The organism is Collinsella sp. AF16-8 (assembly GCF_003462695.1).
GTDB lineage: Bacteria > Actinomycetota > Coriobacteriia > Coriobacteriales > Coriobacteriaceae > Collinsella.
Genome location: NZ_QRXX01000001.1, coordinates 425,060 through 440,981, shown reverse-complemented (window position 1 = coordinate 440,981; position 15,922 = coordinate 425,060). Strand labels below are relative to the sequence as shown.

Genomic DNA, 15,922 nt, shown 5'->3' with positions numbered 1-15,922 from the left:
TAGAACGCAAAAATGCACCGTTCGCCGATACTCCTCTCGCGAGTGGTTGCCATATGGTTTGATGTTGGAAACATATGATTGCCGACAGGCCGTAGGTGACATTCGCCATGATATCGGAGGTACCAAGTATGTTTCGTGCTCCGTTAAACAAGTATCGGGCTGGTTAATATGGGCCGCGGTACTATCTCGATAACCCTTGCAGTGGTTTGCCTAGCTGTGCTCCTGGGCGCTATAGGGCAGTTCGCTATAAGTCGAGAAACATCCTATATGCAGGAATGTGCTTCCGAAGGCTTTGCCATTGACGGTTACTATCGGGATGACGAAACAAGTCGGGAAACCCTGGCTTTTCTTGAGGAGGACAACTGTCGATGGCAGCTGGTCGACCAAGACGGAATCTGCACAGACGGGCAGTTTAAGCGTACGGATGACCCCAACATCCTGATATTAAAGAAGGAAAACGGCGAAGAATTCGGTACGGTCCACGTGGCGTATATTTCGCGCCGACGCGATCAAGGCTTGCTCTACCTATTTAGAGATACCAGGGTGACCCGTTTTTATCTGGTGAGTACCGGTCCGGCGTTTACAGTGGAGTCTGGCGATGTCGATGCGGACAGCTGATTCACGGCAATAAATCAGCGAGCGGAGCGCGGCCATGGACCGCGCCCCGCTATTTGCTCGTGGCCCGCGTCACGTCTGCGCCATGTCGTGACTCGCGGCTGCGCGCATCCATCCCACGTCGCGTATTACTGCACATCAAACTCCACGCGATCGAGCTCGGGCACATTGAGGTCGATGAGCTTGCGGGCTACACGGCGGTCGTGTGCCCCAAGCGCCTCGCTTGTCGTCACATGGGCGACAACCTCGCGCTCGACAAGGCCCTCCTCCTCGCCTTCGGTGGCCGAGGTCTCGACGGCAACGGTGTAATCCTTAAAGCCCGGCAGCACCGCGGCAAGCTCGCGCGTGGTTTCGGTGACGCCATAGCCGTCCTGCACGCCGGCCTGCGCCGAGCCAATGGATCCCGCGGTCATAACGATGCAGGGGATGGCAAAGATCACCGTGCCCACGATGATGCGGCGGCGCACCTTGTGTGACAGCTCATCGACCTCGGCGTTTTCCTCGGCGGTCACAATGCCGTCGCCGTTGAGGTCGCGCTTGAGCGGCACGCGCAAAAGAAGCAGCACGGCTTCGGCCGCCAGCGCGATAAAGACCACGTTGATGCCAAACTCGTAGAGCGCCGAGAGGAAGAGCGACCCGTTTGCGATGGCGATGGCGTAGCCCGCCGCGCACAGGGGAGGCATGAGCGCAGTCGCCACGGCCACGCCGGCGATGAGCGTGGCGGGTTCCTGGTCGCGCGAGTTGCCCAGTCCGCCCGCAAAGCCGCCCGCGAGCGCGACGGCAAGGTCCCACACAGTCGGTGTCGAGTTGTCGATGATGGCGGCCGTGGTGGTGCCAAGGGGCGAGAGCTTAAAGTACAGCGTGGACGTGATTAGACAAAAGACCATCTGCAGCGCGAGGCCGGCAATTGCCTCGACGGCAATCTCGCGGTCGAGCGTGGCGATGCCGTATGCCATGGCAAGGACCGAGCCCATGAGCGGACAGATGAGCATGGCGCCCACGATGGCAATGTCCGAGTCGATATCGAGGCCGATGCTCGCGATCAACATGGCAATGATCAGGATGCATAAGTGCGAGCCAGTCAGGCGCGCCCCGTTTACAAAGCGCTTGCGAATCACGTGATAGGGCGCGCGTCCCTCGCGTATGTTGAACGCCTGCTTAAGGAAACGGGTGGCATTCTCCATGGCCTCGCTGTGTGCAGGGCGTATACCGTGACGACGATGATGACGCTCGCGCAGCCGCTTGATCTGTTGTTTGTCGAGTTCCATGCTTACCTCGTTTAGCTTCTGAGCCGCTTCTTGCGTCTGTCGTCTTTACTCTACACCGCGTTAGGCGAGGTGTCAGACAAGGTTTGTTGACCTGGAAGTCAGGACAATCGACATGGCTAAAACGCCGTGAGGATCATAAGAGTCAAATAGACAAAAAAGCGCGGGGCCGGTTTGATTCCGACCCCGCGCTCTGCGCTGGTGCGTTGTTGTTCAGCCTACCCTAGCAGGCTCAGACCAACAGAGACAAACGCCAGGATAACGCCGACGATGGACTCGCCGCCGAGCAGGCCGCTGGCGACGACCAGGCCCTGCTCCTGGAAGGCGGCATCCTTGGAGGCCTTCTCCTCGTCCGAAAGACCGGCAGCGGCGTCGCGGCGTGCGGCCCACTTGTCGTAGGCGAGCTTGACGCAGGAGCCCAGGAAGGCCGTGAGCGACATGTAGAACGGCAGGTACACGCCTAGGCCGATCATCATGGCCGGAATGCCGAGCCAGTACATGACGATGCCGGCGATAAAGCCGCCTGCGAACCACGGCACGCTCGGGATGCCCGAGACCATGGTGGCGACGACGCTTGCCTGCGCGGCCACAAAGCTCTTGTCGGGGCCGAAAGCATCCGGACCATAGGCGGTGACGAGCGCGACCATGACGGCAGCGGCGACCAGGGCGCCCACGATGCCGCCGATGGCCTGGCCGATCCACTGCGCACGCGGGTTGGTGCCCAGCACGGCGCCGGCCTTAAAGTCGTTCATGACGTCGCCCGCAAGGCCGCATGCCACGGCCACGATGCCGGCGATAAAGAACAGCTTGACCTGGGCGATCTGTGCGAAGGCAGCCACGATGAGCATGACGATGAGGCCGAAGATCTCCATGGGGTCGATGCCCGTCTGGCCGCAGCTCTGCGCGCTCATGATGGTGGTGACAAAGGTGAACAGCGTGACGATGACGGCCGGGACGGGGCCAAGGTCGAGCGCGATGGCGACGATCACGGCGATGGCGGCAGTACCCAGGCCGATGATGCCGGCGTCGAGCTTAAGCGAGCCCGAGATGAGCGACTGCTCGTCGGTGTCGCTGGAGCTGTCGGCGGCGAGGCCGCGGGCGATGCCGGCGACCTGCGGCAGGATGTCCTTGAGGACGACGGCGACGCCAAAGCCCATCATGAGGCCCATGCCGAGCGATTTGACGATGCCCTGCGCAGTCACAACGTCGAACAGGCCGGCAGCGGTGCCGCCGACGATGATGCCAAAGTTGCCCAGCAGCGCGCCGGCAAACCAGAAGGCGACGGGGGCAAAGCCCACCAAAAAGCCGATGGAGAGCAGCATGGGCGAGTTGTAGATGGCAAAGCTCACGCCGGGGATGTTGAGCGTGCAGAGCATGCTGGGGATCACGCCCAAGGCATCGCGTAACACGCTGAAGATGCCGGCGACGGCCATGGAGCCAAAGAGCTGCTTGCCGGTCTTGCCTCCGGCCTCGGTCGCGCGCAGGGTCTGGGCTGCGGCGTTGCCGGTGGGAAACTCCAGCGCGGCGTCCACGATAAAGTGACGGTGGATGAGGGCTGTCGCCAGAAGGCCCAAGATGGTGCCGGCGAGCGCCACGATAAACATGTCGAGCCAGCTGATCTGGTCGGCATAGCCCAGCATCCAGGCGCCTGGGATGGTAAACGCCAAGCCGCCGGCGACCATAGCACCCGCGGACATGATGGTGTGGGTAACGTTGGCCTCGTTGAGGCTGGCATTGCCCATGAGCTTTAGGAAGAACAGCGAAATGACGGCAGCGAAGATGATCGGCCAGGGGAGTGCGCCCATCTTGAGGGCCGTGTAGGCCGAGCTTGCCGTGATGATCACGCAGCCAAGGACGCCGATGACGACGCCGCGCAGCGTGAGTTGCCCGCGCATCGAGGCGCGGTTTGAGGGATTGCTCATATAGAACTCCTTTGCGTATATCCGCTTCCCCCGGGAGCGCCGCTACGGATACGGCGCGGGAAGTCGGGTTACCAAGGGCCGCCGCGTGAGCTCGCGTACGACCGCGCATCAGTATAGCCGCAACCTAGCCATTTTGGGATGACTGGTTTAGGTAGGCGATATACTGCTGGGCAGACGAAAGGAGCGCCGACGATGCTTAATGGGTGCGCATATATATTGACGGTCGACGTGGGCAACACGTTCATTCGCTTTGGCCTGTTTGCAGAGGATTCGGCCGCGGCGCAGGAATGTCCGCTTGCGACATGCGAGATCACGACGCCGTCGAGCATTACGGCCGACGAAGCGCGCATGCGACTTATGCAGGTCATGGGCGCGCTCGCCGCCGATGCAGGTGTGCCCGGGGTGCTTGCACCCGCCGCGGCCGTGCTGAGCTGTGTAGTCCCGGCGCTCGAGCGCCCGTGGAAGGCGGCACTTTCCCGCACCTGCACGGGGCGCGTGCTCACCGTGGGGCCGGGACTTAAGACCGGCATACCCGTGCACTACGACGATCCGGCCGAGATCGGCCCCGACCGCATCGCCGATGCCGTGGCGGCCCGCGCCGTCTACGGCTCGCCGTGCATCGTGATTGACCTGGGCACGACGACCAATATCGAGGTCATCGACGCGCACGGTACCTTTGTGGGCGGCGTTATCGCGCCAGGCCTGGCCCTCGGCGCCCGTTCGCTTTCGGCGGCAGCAGCGCGCCTACCCCAGGTTGAGCCCTCGGCGCCAACGCACGTCATCGGACGCAACACGCGCGAGGCCATGCGCTCGGGTGTGGTTTTGGGCGAGGTAGCCCGCATCGACGGAATGCTCGACATGGTGCTTGCCGAGATGCGCGCGACCAAGGCCGCGGGGGAGGGCGATGTGCCCATCGTCATTACCGGCGACGATGCCGAGGCACTTGCGGCGCTGGTCGGCCATAGCCTGACGGTAGACGACGCGCTGACGTTGCGGGGTCTCGCCGAGCTCTACCGCATCAACCAAAAGCCCCGCCGCGCGTAGGGCGAGGGGCTGGTGGGATAAGCGCCCCTACCTTTCACCTGCTACAATGGGCCAAACTATTGCGATTGCGGAGGTGTCTGCCATGTCGGACGATCTTCATCAAACCGCGTCGGGCAAGCGCCGCGACGTTATTAGCTGGGACGAGTTCTTTATGAGCGTGGCCATCGCCGCGCAGCGCCGCAGCAAGGACCCCAACACGCAGGTGGGAGCGTGCATCGCCAGCACCAACCACCGCATCCTTTCGGTGGGTTACAACGGCACGCCCTCGGCGCTCAACGACGACTTTTTCCCGTGGGGTACGAGCGATGACCCGCTGCAGGACAAGCACAACTACGTGGTCCATGCCGAGGCCAACGCCGTGCTCAACTACCGTGGCTCGCTCAAGGACCTCGAGGGTTCCACGGTTTACGTCACGCTGTTCCCGTGCCACGACTGCGCCAAGATCCTGGCGCAGGTGGGCGTGGGCGAGGTCGTCTACCTGGACAATAAGTATGCCGACACCGATGACGGCCGTATCAGCCGCCGCATTCTCGACTCCTGCGGCATCAGCTACCGCCAGGTCATCGTCGATGTCCAGATTGGTACCGGGGGACAGGCTCGGCAGTAGCGCGTGCCAACGCCAGCTGGCGGCAAAACAGCCAAAAGAGCCCCGTCCCAAATTGACTGCTCATGAAAGTCGTATCCGCACGCATGGCTGGCGCCTAAGCGGGTACATGGCTGTAGTAACATAGCCCCTGTCCGCGGGCGTGCCCGCGTTATTGTGAGAAAGGAGCCCCTGTGGCTGTTAACGAAGAGCTGCTTAAGAAGGTTCTTGAAGAGATTCGCCCCAACCTGCAGGCCGATGGCGGCGATATGGAGTATGTGGGCGTCGACGACGAGGGTGTTGTCAAGCTGGAGCTGCAGGGCGCCTGCGCCGGCTGCCCCATGAGCTCGCTAACCCTTTCCATGGGTATCGAGCGCATCCTGAAGGAGCATGTGCCCGGCGTTACCCGCGTTGAGCAGGTCAATGCTTCCGGCGAGGCCGAGGACCTGTACGACGAGTACGCGCCGTTCTAAGACGCGAAAGCTGCGGACGGTACGCTCCGCATAGACGTTACGTCCAAATATGCGGCTGCGAGCGTAAGGCCCGCGGCCGCATATTTGGACGTAGGGAGCAGGGGATCGATATGCTCAACGACCTCTACCATATGCTTGATCCCGTCGCGATCTCGGCGGGCCCCATCACTATCTACTGGTACGGCCTGGCCTACGTGGTCGGCGCCCTGCTCACGGCGGTCGTTATGTACCGCACGCAGCGTCGTTGGGGCTTCGACATTACGATCGATGACCTGACGAGCGTCGTGGTCGGCGCGGTCTTTGGCCTCATCATCGGCGCGCGCCTGTTTTACGTCGTCTTTTACGGCGATGGCTACTATTGGACCCACCCGCTCGAGATCTTTGCCACCAACGAGGGCGGCATGAGCTTCCACGGCGGCCTGGTGGGCGGCATCTTGGGCGGCATCATCGTGTGCCGCATGTATAAGCTCGACGCCTGGACCGTCGCCGACCTTGCCGTGATCGGCGCCCCGCTGGCCCTGTGCCTGGGACGCTGCGCCAACTTCGTAAACGGTGAGCTGTGGGGTAAGCCGACCGATCTGCCCTGGGGTGTGGTCTTTGGCGGCACCGCGGGCGATGTGCCACGCCATCCCTCCCAGCTCTACGAGGCGTTTCTTGAAGGCATCGTGCTCTTTTGCATCCTGCAGGTGCTCAGTCGCAAAAAACCGCTGCTGCCCCAGGGTACGTTTATGGGCGTCTTTGTGATGGGCTACGGCATCGTTCGCTTTTTGATTGAGTTTGTGCGCGTGCCCGATGCGCAGCTGGGCTATCTGCTGGGCGGCGTCATCACCATGGGTCAGCTGCTGAGCCTGCCGCTCGTAATCGCGGGTCTGGCGCTCATCATCTTCGCCCGACACCGCAACCGTCCCCAGCGCGTCTACCTGGACGCCTAACCAAGACCACCACAAAGGGGACAGGCGCCTTTGTGGTGGTCTGCTGGGCAACGATGGCAGAACTGTAACGTTTTCCCAGATAAAACCTGCCAAAATAAACCTGTCCCTTTTTGGCGGGTTTCTAGAAAGGCTCTTTGGACTGTGAAGGATTCCGACCTCTCCACAACGGCTGCGCGCGACGCTGCCCGCATCGTCTGGTTTAAGCGCTACCCCGCCAAGCAGACGCTCATCGCATTTCTGCTCGCGCTGTTGGCGACCACGGCGTTTTCCATCGATCCCGCGCCGGTCTCGAGCAACGCAGTCTTGGCGATTGACCCCAAAGCCTCGGGCATGCTGTACGTGTGCTACGAGGTGCTCCTCTCGTTTGCCGGCCATACCGACGCGGTCATGCTGCTTGCGCTTGCCTGCCTGCTCACGCTGCCGTTTCGCTACGTATTCTTTGGCCGCGGCGATGCTTGGCGTCCTTCGGTGATCCTTCCGTCGCTGTTCTTTGCCGTCTGCATGGTGTTTGGCCGCAGCTACGACCTCACCGATTCTGCCGAGATTGTGCTCGGCGACAAGGCCCGCATCATCTGCGCCTGGATAGGCGGTGCGGGCTGGATGCTCTTGGCGGTCGTTGCCTTCTACCTGGCTTTTGAGTGTCTAGATTGGCTGAGCTCTCGGCGCATTCCGTTTTCCGAAGCGCACTTTGGCCGCGTATGGCGTGTGGCTCACGCCGTGCTCTCGGTCCATCCCTTTGCCGGGCCCTTCCTGGTGCTTGTGATTGCCTGGGCGCCCACGCTTATCGCTTCGCTGCCCGGCCTTTTTATGGGAGATACGGGTGCGCAGATTCGCCAGTGGTTCAACTACCCCAACGGCACGAGTGACTACCTGCGTCTGCTCAATCCCAATGTGTTGCTCAACGGACATCACCCCGTGGCGCACACGGCTATCATCGGTTCGTGCGTCCAGCTGGGGCTTTCACTGTTCAACAGCGCCAACGCAGGTCTTGCCATCTACACCTGCGCTCAGTTCGTCATTACGGCCGCCTGCATGGCCTATTCCATCTCGTCGCTGCGCAAGCTGGGCGTGAGCTTGCCGATCCGCGGCGTGATCTTGCTGTTCTTTGTGTTTATGCCCATGTTCTCCAACTACGCGGCCCTGCTTACCAAAGATGTGCTGTTTGCCGACGCGTTTTTGGTGCTGTTGGTGCAGACCGTGAAGCTCGTGGCCTGCGGCCTGCCCCGTCGCGATGTCAATGCCGAGCGTGCGGGCGAACAGAGGCCCGTGCTCTTTGCGCGCCACGACTGGCTGCTGCTCGCTCTGGGCGCCATGGGTTCCACGTTTCTGCGCAACGGCGGCCTGGTGTTTCCCCTGGCGGCATGCGTAATCGCGGCGGCGTTTTGCGCATGGGACGCGCATGCGGCTCGTCGCGCAGCCAAGCAGGCTGGTGCTGCGCCTTCGGGCGCCATCCCGCGTTTCCGCTGGGTGGGAGTTCTTGCGGTGCTTGCACTCTGCCTTGCCTCCAATATGTACTTCACCAAGGTCTTTATGCCGGCGCACGACATCACGCCTGGTTCCAAGCGTGAAATCCTCTCGATTCCGTTCCAGCAGACGGCTCGTTTCGTCCAAAAGCACGACGGCCTCAACTCGGGCGTCAACCCCACGGTTAAGGAGGACGGCACCATCGTGGAGGCTCCTTGCGACGGCTTGGTGACCGACGAAGAGCGTGCCGTGATCGACCGTGTGCTCAAGTACGAGAATCTGGGCAGCCGTTACAACCCCGACAAGTCCGACGCCGTCAAAAATTGCTTTAACGAGTACGCCTCGCAGGAGGACATCAAGGCCTATTTTGAGGTGTGGGCGCAGATGTTCAAAAAGGATCCAGAGTGCTATATCTCGGCCCTCATCAATAACTACTATGGTTACTTTTATCCGAGTGCCCGCGATGCGTGGGTCTACAGCACGTCGCGCAGTGCCGAGATTATGGCGAAGCCCGATAACCTCAAGTACTTTGACTTCCATCCGGTCGATAGCAAGGTTGTGCGCTGGTGCGACCACCTGATCAACCTGTATCGCGTGGCAGTACAGCGCATCCCGTTTATCTCGCTCACCATGAGCTCGGCTACTTACGTGTGGATTATGATCGCCGTGGTGGTCTACCTGTTGCGCCGCCATTCGTGGCGCGGGCTGGCCATTTGGGTGCCGCTTTTGGGCGTGCTTGCCGTGTGTCTGATCGGTCCCTGCAACGGCTCGACCTACATGCGCTACCTGTATCCGGTCATCGCCTGCATGCCCTTTGCCATCGGTGCCACCATCACTCGCAGCGACCTCCTCTGGTCCTAACTTGGTGCATGGGGGTCAGGTTACTTTGCACCAAAGGGTGGCATCATCACGACGCCTTCATTTTGGGGTTTATCTCGCAGGCCAGTAGGTATATCATAACGACGTTTGTTTATATTGCCCGAGCATCTGCGCTGGGCTTTAGGTCGAAACCGATAGGAGACACGTATGTCCGGACACTCTAAGTGGGCCACAACCAAGCATCGTAAGGGCGCGCAGGACGCCAAGCGTTCCGCCCTCTTCTCCAAGCTGAGCCGCAACATCACCGTTGCTGCCCGTCTCGGCGGCGACCCGCTGCCCGAGAACAACGCCAGCCTCGCTGCTGCTGTTGCCAAGGCCAAGGCTCAGTCCATGCCTAAGGACAAGATCAAGTCCGCTATCGACAAGGCTTTTGGTTCGGGTGCCGATGCCGCCGTCTACGAGAACATCGTGTACGAGGGCTATGGTCCCGCCGGTGTCGCCGTCTACGTTGACTGCCTGACCGATAATCGCAACCGCACTGCCGCCGATGTCCGTTCCGCCTTCTCCCACGCTGGTGGCAACCTGGGCACCTCCGGCTCCGTCGCCTTCCAGTTTGAGCGCAAGGGCCAGATCGTCGTCGCCAAGGAGATCCTGGACGAGAATGCCAAGAAGGAGACCATGATCGCCAACGGTGCTGCCGGTGACGAGGATGAGTTCATGATGGCCATCGCCGAGGCCGGTGGCGAGGACTACGAGGACGCCGGCGAGGAGTGGATCGTCTGGACCGCTGCTAACGACGTCATGGCTGTTTCCAAGGCACTCGAGGAGCAGGGCGTCCAGGTCAAGGGTTCCGAGACCACCATGGTTCCGACCACCCCGACCGAGGTCTCCGGTACCGACGCCAAGAAGGTTCAGCGCCTCATCGACCGTCTTGAGGAGCTCGACGACGTCCAGGATGTTTACAGCACCATGGACATGACCGACGAGGTCATCGCTGCCCTCGAGGAGGAGTAGCGCTCGTACGGGTTAAGCCGTGCATATCTGGGCATAATGAAGCGAGCATGCAAGCCTCGTGGAATAGATGAGCCGGATCCGCGTGCGTAGAGCACCGGACCCGGCTCTTTTATAATGATGCGAACCGTTTTGCATTTCGAGAGCCGAGATTTGAAGGGAGCGCCGCGTGCGCGTACTCAAACGAGCCCTAGCGATCGTGTATCTTGCCGCCACCATCGTGGCGCTGGGTACGCTTGTCTGCCAGTTTTGGGGGCCGTATACGTATCGCTTTATGCTGCTGATGCGCGACCCCATGCCGCGCATCGTCGTGACGGCGTGCGCCGGCGTCGTGGCGATCGGCGTACTGCTGAGCTTTTTCCGCCTGATGTTCGCCCGTCGCGAACCGTCCTGCGTGCATCCGGCGGGGGAGCGCAATATCGAGGTTACCCTTGCGGCGCTTTCTTCGTGCGCCAGGGTTGCTGCCGGGCGCGACGACCGCGTGATGGTCGAGCATGTCGAGGCTCGCGTCCAAGGCCCCGACGATTCGCACGTCCGTTTTAAGGTCGAGGCTATCGCGCTTGACGATAAGGACGTGGCATCTCTGGCTACCGCGATGCAGCAGCGCATCGAAGAAGCCTGCGATACCATGCTCGGCGCGCCGGGTACGACCGCGCGCGTCCGTTTTTTGCCGTCCAAGACTACCGTCCAGACCGTGGAGGTTTCCGGTGAGTGATACCAATCAAGATAAGACCGCTCGTACGCCGCGCCTGACGATCGATCAGAACGCTATGCCGGCAGGCGAGTCCGCCGACACCAAGCCCGAGGCCGGCGAGCAGCACGACAGCGCCGCCAACGACTTTGACGAGGCCATGGGTCTCATCAAAGGTACGGGCGCTGCTATCTGGAGCTACGCCGTGCGCCACCCCAACACTACGCTCGGCGCCGTGGCAGGCTTTATCCTCGCCGTGCTGGTACTTACGTTGGGCCTGTGGGACACGCTTGTCATCGCATTCTTTGTGCTGATCGGCGCCGTGATCGGCCAGATTCGCGACGGCGAGAACGGTATCGTTAACTTCTTCGGCCGTCTGTTTAGCGGCCGCTAATATGTATTCGACTGTCGCATCCGTGGCAGGCATAAGGAGGAACCATGGCTTTTAACACGAAGGTCGATGTGGCCGATACCGAGCTCGAGACGAGCGAGGCCGTCGCCGCCGAGGCGGAGGACGTAACGCTCGAGGACGAGGCGCTCGTCGAGGCCGAGTCCGAAGACGAGGTTGACGAGGACGACGAGGAAGCGGACGAGTCCGAGGACTCGCTGACCTATTCCAACGGCGTGATCGAGAAAATCGTCGCTATGGCCACCCGCGAGGTGCCGCACGTCCTGGGCATGAAGGGCAACCTCATGCACTTTGTGCAGGAGCAGTTTGGTGCCGAGAACCTGACCAAGGGCGTGACGGTCGAGGTCACCGACGACAACCGCGTGGTCGTCAACATCTCGGTCATCATCGAGTACGGCGCCTATGCGCCTGCGATCTTTGACGACGTTAAGGCGCGCGTCACCGAGCGTCTTGCCGCGATGACCGGCCTTGAGGTGGCAGGCGTCAACCTGCGCATCGAGGATGTCATCACCCCCGAGGAGTACGAGCACCGTACCAGCCAGCACGAGTAACCTACCAAAAAGGGATGTTTATTTTGGCAGGTTTTATCTGCGAAAACGTTAAACGGCCGACCGCGCAAGCAAAAGCGTGGCCGGCCGTTTTTGTACGCACCCGATGTAGTCATACCGCTCGTCTAACTAAGGGTTGCAATCCCCACGTTCCGCGTTACCCTAATGGGCGCATTGTTTCCAAATTGTTAACGAGGGGTTGCCGTAATGGCCGACGAACACGAGACCGAAAGCAAGGCATGGGCGATTGAGGCCGCTGCGGCAGAGGCGGCGTCGCGTGCTGCCGAGGAGGTGCATCGTCCTCCGGTGGTGCCGATGGAGCGCGTGGTCGATCGCGATGTTATTGAGCAAGGCGAGCGCGCCGGCCGCAGGCGCAGCCAGGAGCCAGGCTTTCCGCGCTTTTTTGCCGAGCTCAATCTGGGCCTGATCCTCACGGCGTTCGCCATCGTGGCCTTTAAAACCCCCAATCACTTTGCCTTCGGCGGTACCTCGGGTGTGTCGGTCATTCTTTCTACGCTGTTCCCGACTCTGCCCGTCGGCGTCTTTATGTGGATTATCAACGCGGTCCTGGTCGTTCTGGGCTTTATCTTTTTGGAGCGCAAGGCGATTCTGTGGAGCGTCTTCGCTTCGTTTGCGCTTTCGGCCTATGTCTCGCTGTTTGAGCTCTTCATTCCGACCGATGTCTCTCTGACGGGTGATATGTGGCTCGACCTGTGCTTTGCCGTCATCTTGCCGGCGCTCGGCAGCGCTATTGTCTTTGACATCGGCGCCTCGACGGGTGGTACGGACATTCTTGCCATGATCCTCAAACGCCGCACCACGCTCGAGATTGGCCGCGCACTGCTGTTGGTCGATATCGGCATCGTGACCATCGCGGCTTTTCTGTATGGCCCGCGCGTCGGCCTGTACTGCGTGCTTGGCCTGTTTGCCAAGACGCTCGTGGTCGACAAGGCCATCGAGAGCATTCACCTGCGCAAGGTCTGCACGATTATTTGCGCCGAACCGCGCAAAGTCGAGGAGTTTATCGTCAAGCATCTCAACCGCACGGCAACGATCAGCCGCGGCTACGGCGCCTTCTCGGGCAAGTGCGTCACGGTGATCATGAGCGTGCTGAGCCGTCGCGAGGCAGTGCAACTGCGCCGCTATACCCGCGAGATTGACCCTGGCGCCTTCATCACCATCGTCGATAGCTCCGAAATCGTCGGCAAGGGCTTCCGCGGCACGAACTAGCGCGGACGCACCCTTCGAATCATTGAATAAGGCCACCTACGTTGCAAATCGGCCATCTTGGGGTATTTGTCCCCACATTGGGCGATAATGATGCTAAAGACATCGTTTGCGATCCAGGTGATTCGCTCTAGATACGAAGGGATGATTTCGATGTTCTGTTCGCAGTGTGGCGCCCCCATGGGCGATAACGACAAGTTCTGCGGCGTGTGCGGTGCTCCTAATACCGAGGTCAAGGCCGCCGGCCCCGCTTCGCAAGCTCAACCCCAACCCCAACCGCAGGGTCAGCCGTTTGTCCAACCGCAGCCCCAGCCGTTCGTTGCGCCCCAGCCGGCTATGAACGCGCCCAAGGGCTGCATGGCGCAGGCCTTCAACGATATGCTTAAGGTTCCCGGCGCCCTGGTTCGCGTATGTCAGATTGCCTTTTTGCCGGCGCTGATCTGCGTCGTGTCGGTGCTGGTGCTGTTTATCCCCGTTATCGGTGGCATCGCGGCGGCCATTGGCTTTTTGCTCGCTTACGTGGCAAGCGTGTGCGGCGCGGGCTTTGCTATCGAGTGGGGCCGCGACCTGTCGCTCAAGGACGATAACGGTATGGAGCGCCCGCTGCTGCGCTCGACCTCGTTTGGCCTGGGCATTTTCTCGTCTGTCATTACAGGCGTGCTCGAGTTCGTGGCCATTATTCCCGTGATTGGTGTGGTGTTCTCGGTGCTTGAGAGCGCCGTAATCGGTGCTGTCGGTTCATATTATTTCTATGGTTCGAGCGGTCTAGAGGGTGCCCTCATCGGTTCGATGGGACTGCTTGTCTTTGCCCTGTTCGTCTCGTTTGTGCTGGGCATCTTCTTTAAGATGTTTGGCGATGCCGCTGTGATGCACTTTGCAGTCGCCGGCCGCGTGGAAAGCGCATTTTCGCTCGAGAAGGTTTGGAAGTCCTATAAGGCCAACCTGGGCAAGTTGTTCTGCGCATCGATTCTTCCCGAGTTCTTGACGGGCATTGTTTCCAATATCATCACCTGGATTTTCACCGCCATCTTTGGCGCCATTGCTACGTTTGGTATGTATAGCTATTACTATCGCCCCACGGGTCTTGAGGCAATCATTGAGGGTGGCGGCATTACGCTCATCCTGTTCTTGATGATCGTCGCCTTTGTTACCGTGTTCCTGAATGTGTTTGGCACGATGCTCAAGTATCGCGCCATTGGTTACTGGGCAGCGCGCCATGCCAGCGAGTGGGCCGATGAGGATACCGACGATGTCCTGACGTTTGTGCTCCCGGGTGAGAAGAAGCCTGCTCCTGCGGGGTTCAATCCCACGGCCGCCACTGGAGCTGCACCTGCCCCGGCACCCGCACCTGCACCCGCGCCTGCCCCGGCACCCGCACCTGCACCCGCGCCTGCCCCGGCACCCGCGCCTGCACCTGTCCCCGCACCCGCACCGGCGCCCGAGGCGACGCCTGCGGAACCCGATTGGAATGCCGTTGCCACGCCGGCGGATGAGCCGGGCGATAGTCCTGCTGCCGAAAACAATCAAACCGAATAGTCGGTCGAGGCGCCCTGGGCAACTGAGCCCGGGGTGCCTTTTTCTACCGCGGAAGCAAGAAAATACCTGGGAAAATGGTTGCAGCAAAAAATCTCGGAAATTGGTCAATGTTGCGCAACAACGTCGCGGCTATTGTTGAGAACATAGACGTGTAAGGTTTGAAGGCGTGCAACGCCTTAGGAAAAGGAGAAGCTTATGTTCTGTCCCACTTGTGGTTCTCCCATTTCGGATGATGCCAAATTCTGCCCTGTCTGCGGTTCTGCCATCGGTGCCGCTTCCGCTGCTCCTGCTCCGCAGCCCGCACCTCAGCCCCAGCCTGCTCCGCAGCCCACGCAGATTCAGCCCACTCCGGTTCAGGCAGTTCAGCCCCAGCCTCAGCAGCAGTACACCGGGCAGCAGCAGTACGCCGGCCAGCAGCAGTATGCTCAGCAGCCTGCGCCTGCCCCGATGGGCTATGCTCCGATTAAGACCGACCGTGGCGTGATCGGTTGGCTCCTGCTTTCCATCGTGACCTGCGGCATCTATTCGTATTACTTCCTCTATTGTCTTGCCCGCGACATCAATGTCATGTGCCAGGATGACGGCGATTCCACGCCGGGTCTGGCAGCATTCATCTTGCTGTCGTTCGTGACCTGCGGCTTCTACGGACTCTACTGGTACTACAAGATTGGTAACCGCCTGCAGGCTAACGCCCCTCGCTATGGCCTGATGTTCCAGGAGAACGGCACCACCGTTCTTATGTGGCAGATTGTCGGCGCGCTGCTGTGCGGCCTTGGCCCCATCTTTGCCATGAACATCATCATCAAGAACACCAATGCCATGGCAACGGCTTACAACGCCCGTCTTGGCGCTCGTGCCTAACGACAAGAGCGGCGTGAACAGCTCTCAGGGACATAAGGGCGCGGCGGAGCTCATTCGCCGCGCCCTTTCTTGCATCGGCGCGCTCTTTGTCGCCTGGCTCGCACTTTACCTGCTCGATATCGGCTGCGTGTTTCGCCTGATGACGGGCATTCCCTGTCCGGGATGTGGCATGACGAGGGCCTGGCTGGCGGCGCTGCGCCTCGATTTTTCGGCGGCCTTTGCCTACCATCCGCTGTTTTGGGTGGTGCCGATTGCGTTTGCGCTCGCGTTCGTGCGCGAGGAGGTGGCATCGAGCAAGCTAAAGCGTAGCATCGACATTGCGGTTATTGTTCTGTGTGTGCTGGTCGTTGCCGTATGGATCGTGCGCCTTATCAACCCGGCAGACGCGGGCCTGCTCTTTGGTGGGCACGCCCCCGCCGGAGTTCCCGACGACATCATCCACCTCGAAACCCCACGCTGGCTCACCACCCTTCGCTCTTACCTGTCGTGACGGAGGACGCGCTAGAAAAGCGGTCGACACAT

The 15,922-nt window shown here is 60.8% G+C and carries 16 protein-coding genes; 14 read left to right on the top strand and 2 right to left on the bottom strand.

The genetic code is table 11. The annotated features are described in order from the left end of the window. Nucleotides 1-267: 267 nt before the first annotated feature. Nucleotides 268-618: a hypothetical protein gene (locus DWW73_RS01970; RefSeq protein ID WP_117778602.1), complete on the top strand. Its 351-nt coding sequence runs from the start codon at nucleotides 268-270 to the stop codon at nucleotides 616-618. 125 nt (nucleotides 619-743) lie between these two features. On the opposite strand, the gene DWW73_RS01965 is transcribed toward DWW73_RS01970, so the two are convergent. Both DWW73_RS01965 and DWW73_RS01960 read right to left on the bottom strand, forming a co-directional pair. After that, complete coding sequence (locus DWW73_RS01965; protein WP_117778601.1) at nucleotides 744-1,883, bottom strand: DUF389 domain-containing protein; 1,140 nt, start codon at nucleotides 1,881-1,883, stop codon at nucleotides 744-746. A 215-nt stretch (nucleotides 1,884-2,098) separates the two neighbouring features. Next, nucleotides 2,099-3,802 (bottom strand): OPT/YSL family transporter, encoded by a 1,704-nt coding sequence (locus tag DWW73_RS01960; protein WP_117778600.1) that lies wholly within the window; start codon nucleotides 3,800-3,802, stop codon nucleotides 2,099-2,101. Between the two features lie 192 nt (nucleotides 3,803-3,994). On the opposite strand from DWW73_RS01960, the gene DWW73_RS01955 reads away from it, so the two are divergent. From DWW73_RS01955 to DWW73_RS01895, 13 genes are all read left to right on the top strand, one after another. Further along, on the top strand, nucleotides 3,995-4,846 hold the full coding sequence (locus tag DWW73_RS01955; RefSeq protein ID WP_117778599.1) for a type III pantothenate kinase: 852 nt from the start codon (nucleotides 3,995-3,997) through the stop codon (nucleotides 4,844-4,846). 82 nt (nucleotides 4,847-4,928) lie between these two features. After that, nucleotides 4,929-5,453, top strand: a complete 525-nt coding sequence (locus DWW73_RS01950; RefSeq protein ID WP_117584124.1) for a dCMP deaminase family protein — start codon at nucleotides 4,929-4,931, stop codon at nucleotides 5,451-5,453. 170 nt (nucleotides 5,454-5,623) lie between these two features. Continuing rightward, nucleotides 5,624-5,902: a NifU family protein gene (locus DWW73_RS01945; protein ID WP_035137589.1), complete on the top strand. Its 279-nt coding sequence runs from the start codon at nucleotides 5,624-5,626 to the stop codon at nucleotides 5,900-5,902. A gap of 110 nt (nucleotides 5,903-6,012) precedes the next feature. After that, nucleotides 6,013-6,834, top strand: coding sequence for a prolipoprotein diacylglyceryl transferase (gene lgt, locus DWW73_RS01940; RefSeq protein ID WP_117778598.1), 822 nt, complete (start codon nucleotides 6,013-6,015; stop codon nucleotides 6,832-6,834). Between the two features lie 141 nt (nucleotides 6,835-6,975). Further along, nucleotides 6,976-9,159, top strand: coding sequence for a DUF6020 family protein (locus tag DWW73_RS01935; protein ID WP_233509086.1), 2,184 nt, complete (start codon nucleotides 6,976-6,978; stop codon nucleotides 9,157-9,159). Between the two features lie 165 nt (nucleotides 9,160-9,324). Then, complete coding sequence (locus tag DWW73_RS01930) at nucleotides 9,325-10,131, top strand: YebC/PmpR family DNA-binding transcriptional regulator (RefSeq protein WP_055251993.1); 807 nt, start codon at nucleotides 9,325-9,327, stop codon at nucleotides 10,129-10,131. Nucleotides 10,132-10,297: 166 nt separating this feature from the next. Then, nucleotides 10,298-10,843, top strand: coding sequence for a hypothetical protein (locus DWW73_RS01925; RefSeq protein WP_118094713.1), 546 nt, complete (start codon nucleotides 10,298-10,300; stop codon nucleotides 10,841-10,843). Further along, a complete protein-coding gene (locus tag DWW73_RS01920) occupies nucleotides 10,836-11,213 on the top strand; it encodes a DUF2273 domain-containing protein (protein WP_233502694.1) in 378 nt (125 codons plus the stop codon). The genes DWW73_RS01925 and DWW73_RS01920 overlap by 8 nt, the downstream gene beginning before the upstream one ends. A gap of 44 nt (nucleotides 11,214-11,257) precedes the next feature. Next, entirely contained in the window at nucleotides 11,258-11,779 is a 522-nt protein-coding gene (locus DWW73_RS01915; protein ID WP_117778597.1) for an Asp23/Gls24 family envelope stress response protein, read from the top strand. Between the two features lie 204 nt (nucleotides 11,780-11,983). Continuing rightward, entirely contained in the window at nucleotides 11,984-13,006 is a 1,023-nt protein-coding gene (locus DWW73_RS01910; protein ID WP_117778596.1) for a YitT family protein, read from the top strand. 150 nt (nucleotides 13,007-13,156) lie between these two features. Next, entirely contained in the window at nucleotides 13,157-14,539 is a 1,383-nt protein-coding gene (locus DWW73_RS01905; RefSeq protein ID WP_158563765.1) for a zinc-ribbon domain-containing protein, read from the top strand. A gap of 195 nt (nucleotides 14,540-14,734) precedes the next feature. Next, nucleotides 14,735-15,400: a DUF4234 domain-containing protein gene (locus DWW73_RS01900; RefSeq protein ID WP_117778594.1), complete on the top strand. Its 666-nt coding sequence runs from the start codon at nucleotides 14,735-14,737 to the stop codon at nucleotides 15,398-15,400. A 13-nt stretch (nucleotides 15,401-15,413) separates the two neighbouring features. Then, nucleotides 15,414-15,890, top strand: a complete 477-nt coding sequence (locus DWW73_RS01895; protein WP_199413448.1) for a DUF2752 domain-containing protein — start codon at nucleotides 15,414-15,416, stop codon at nucleotides 15,888-15,890. Nucleotides 15,891-15,922 lie beyond the last annotated feature (32 nt).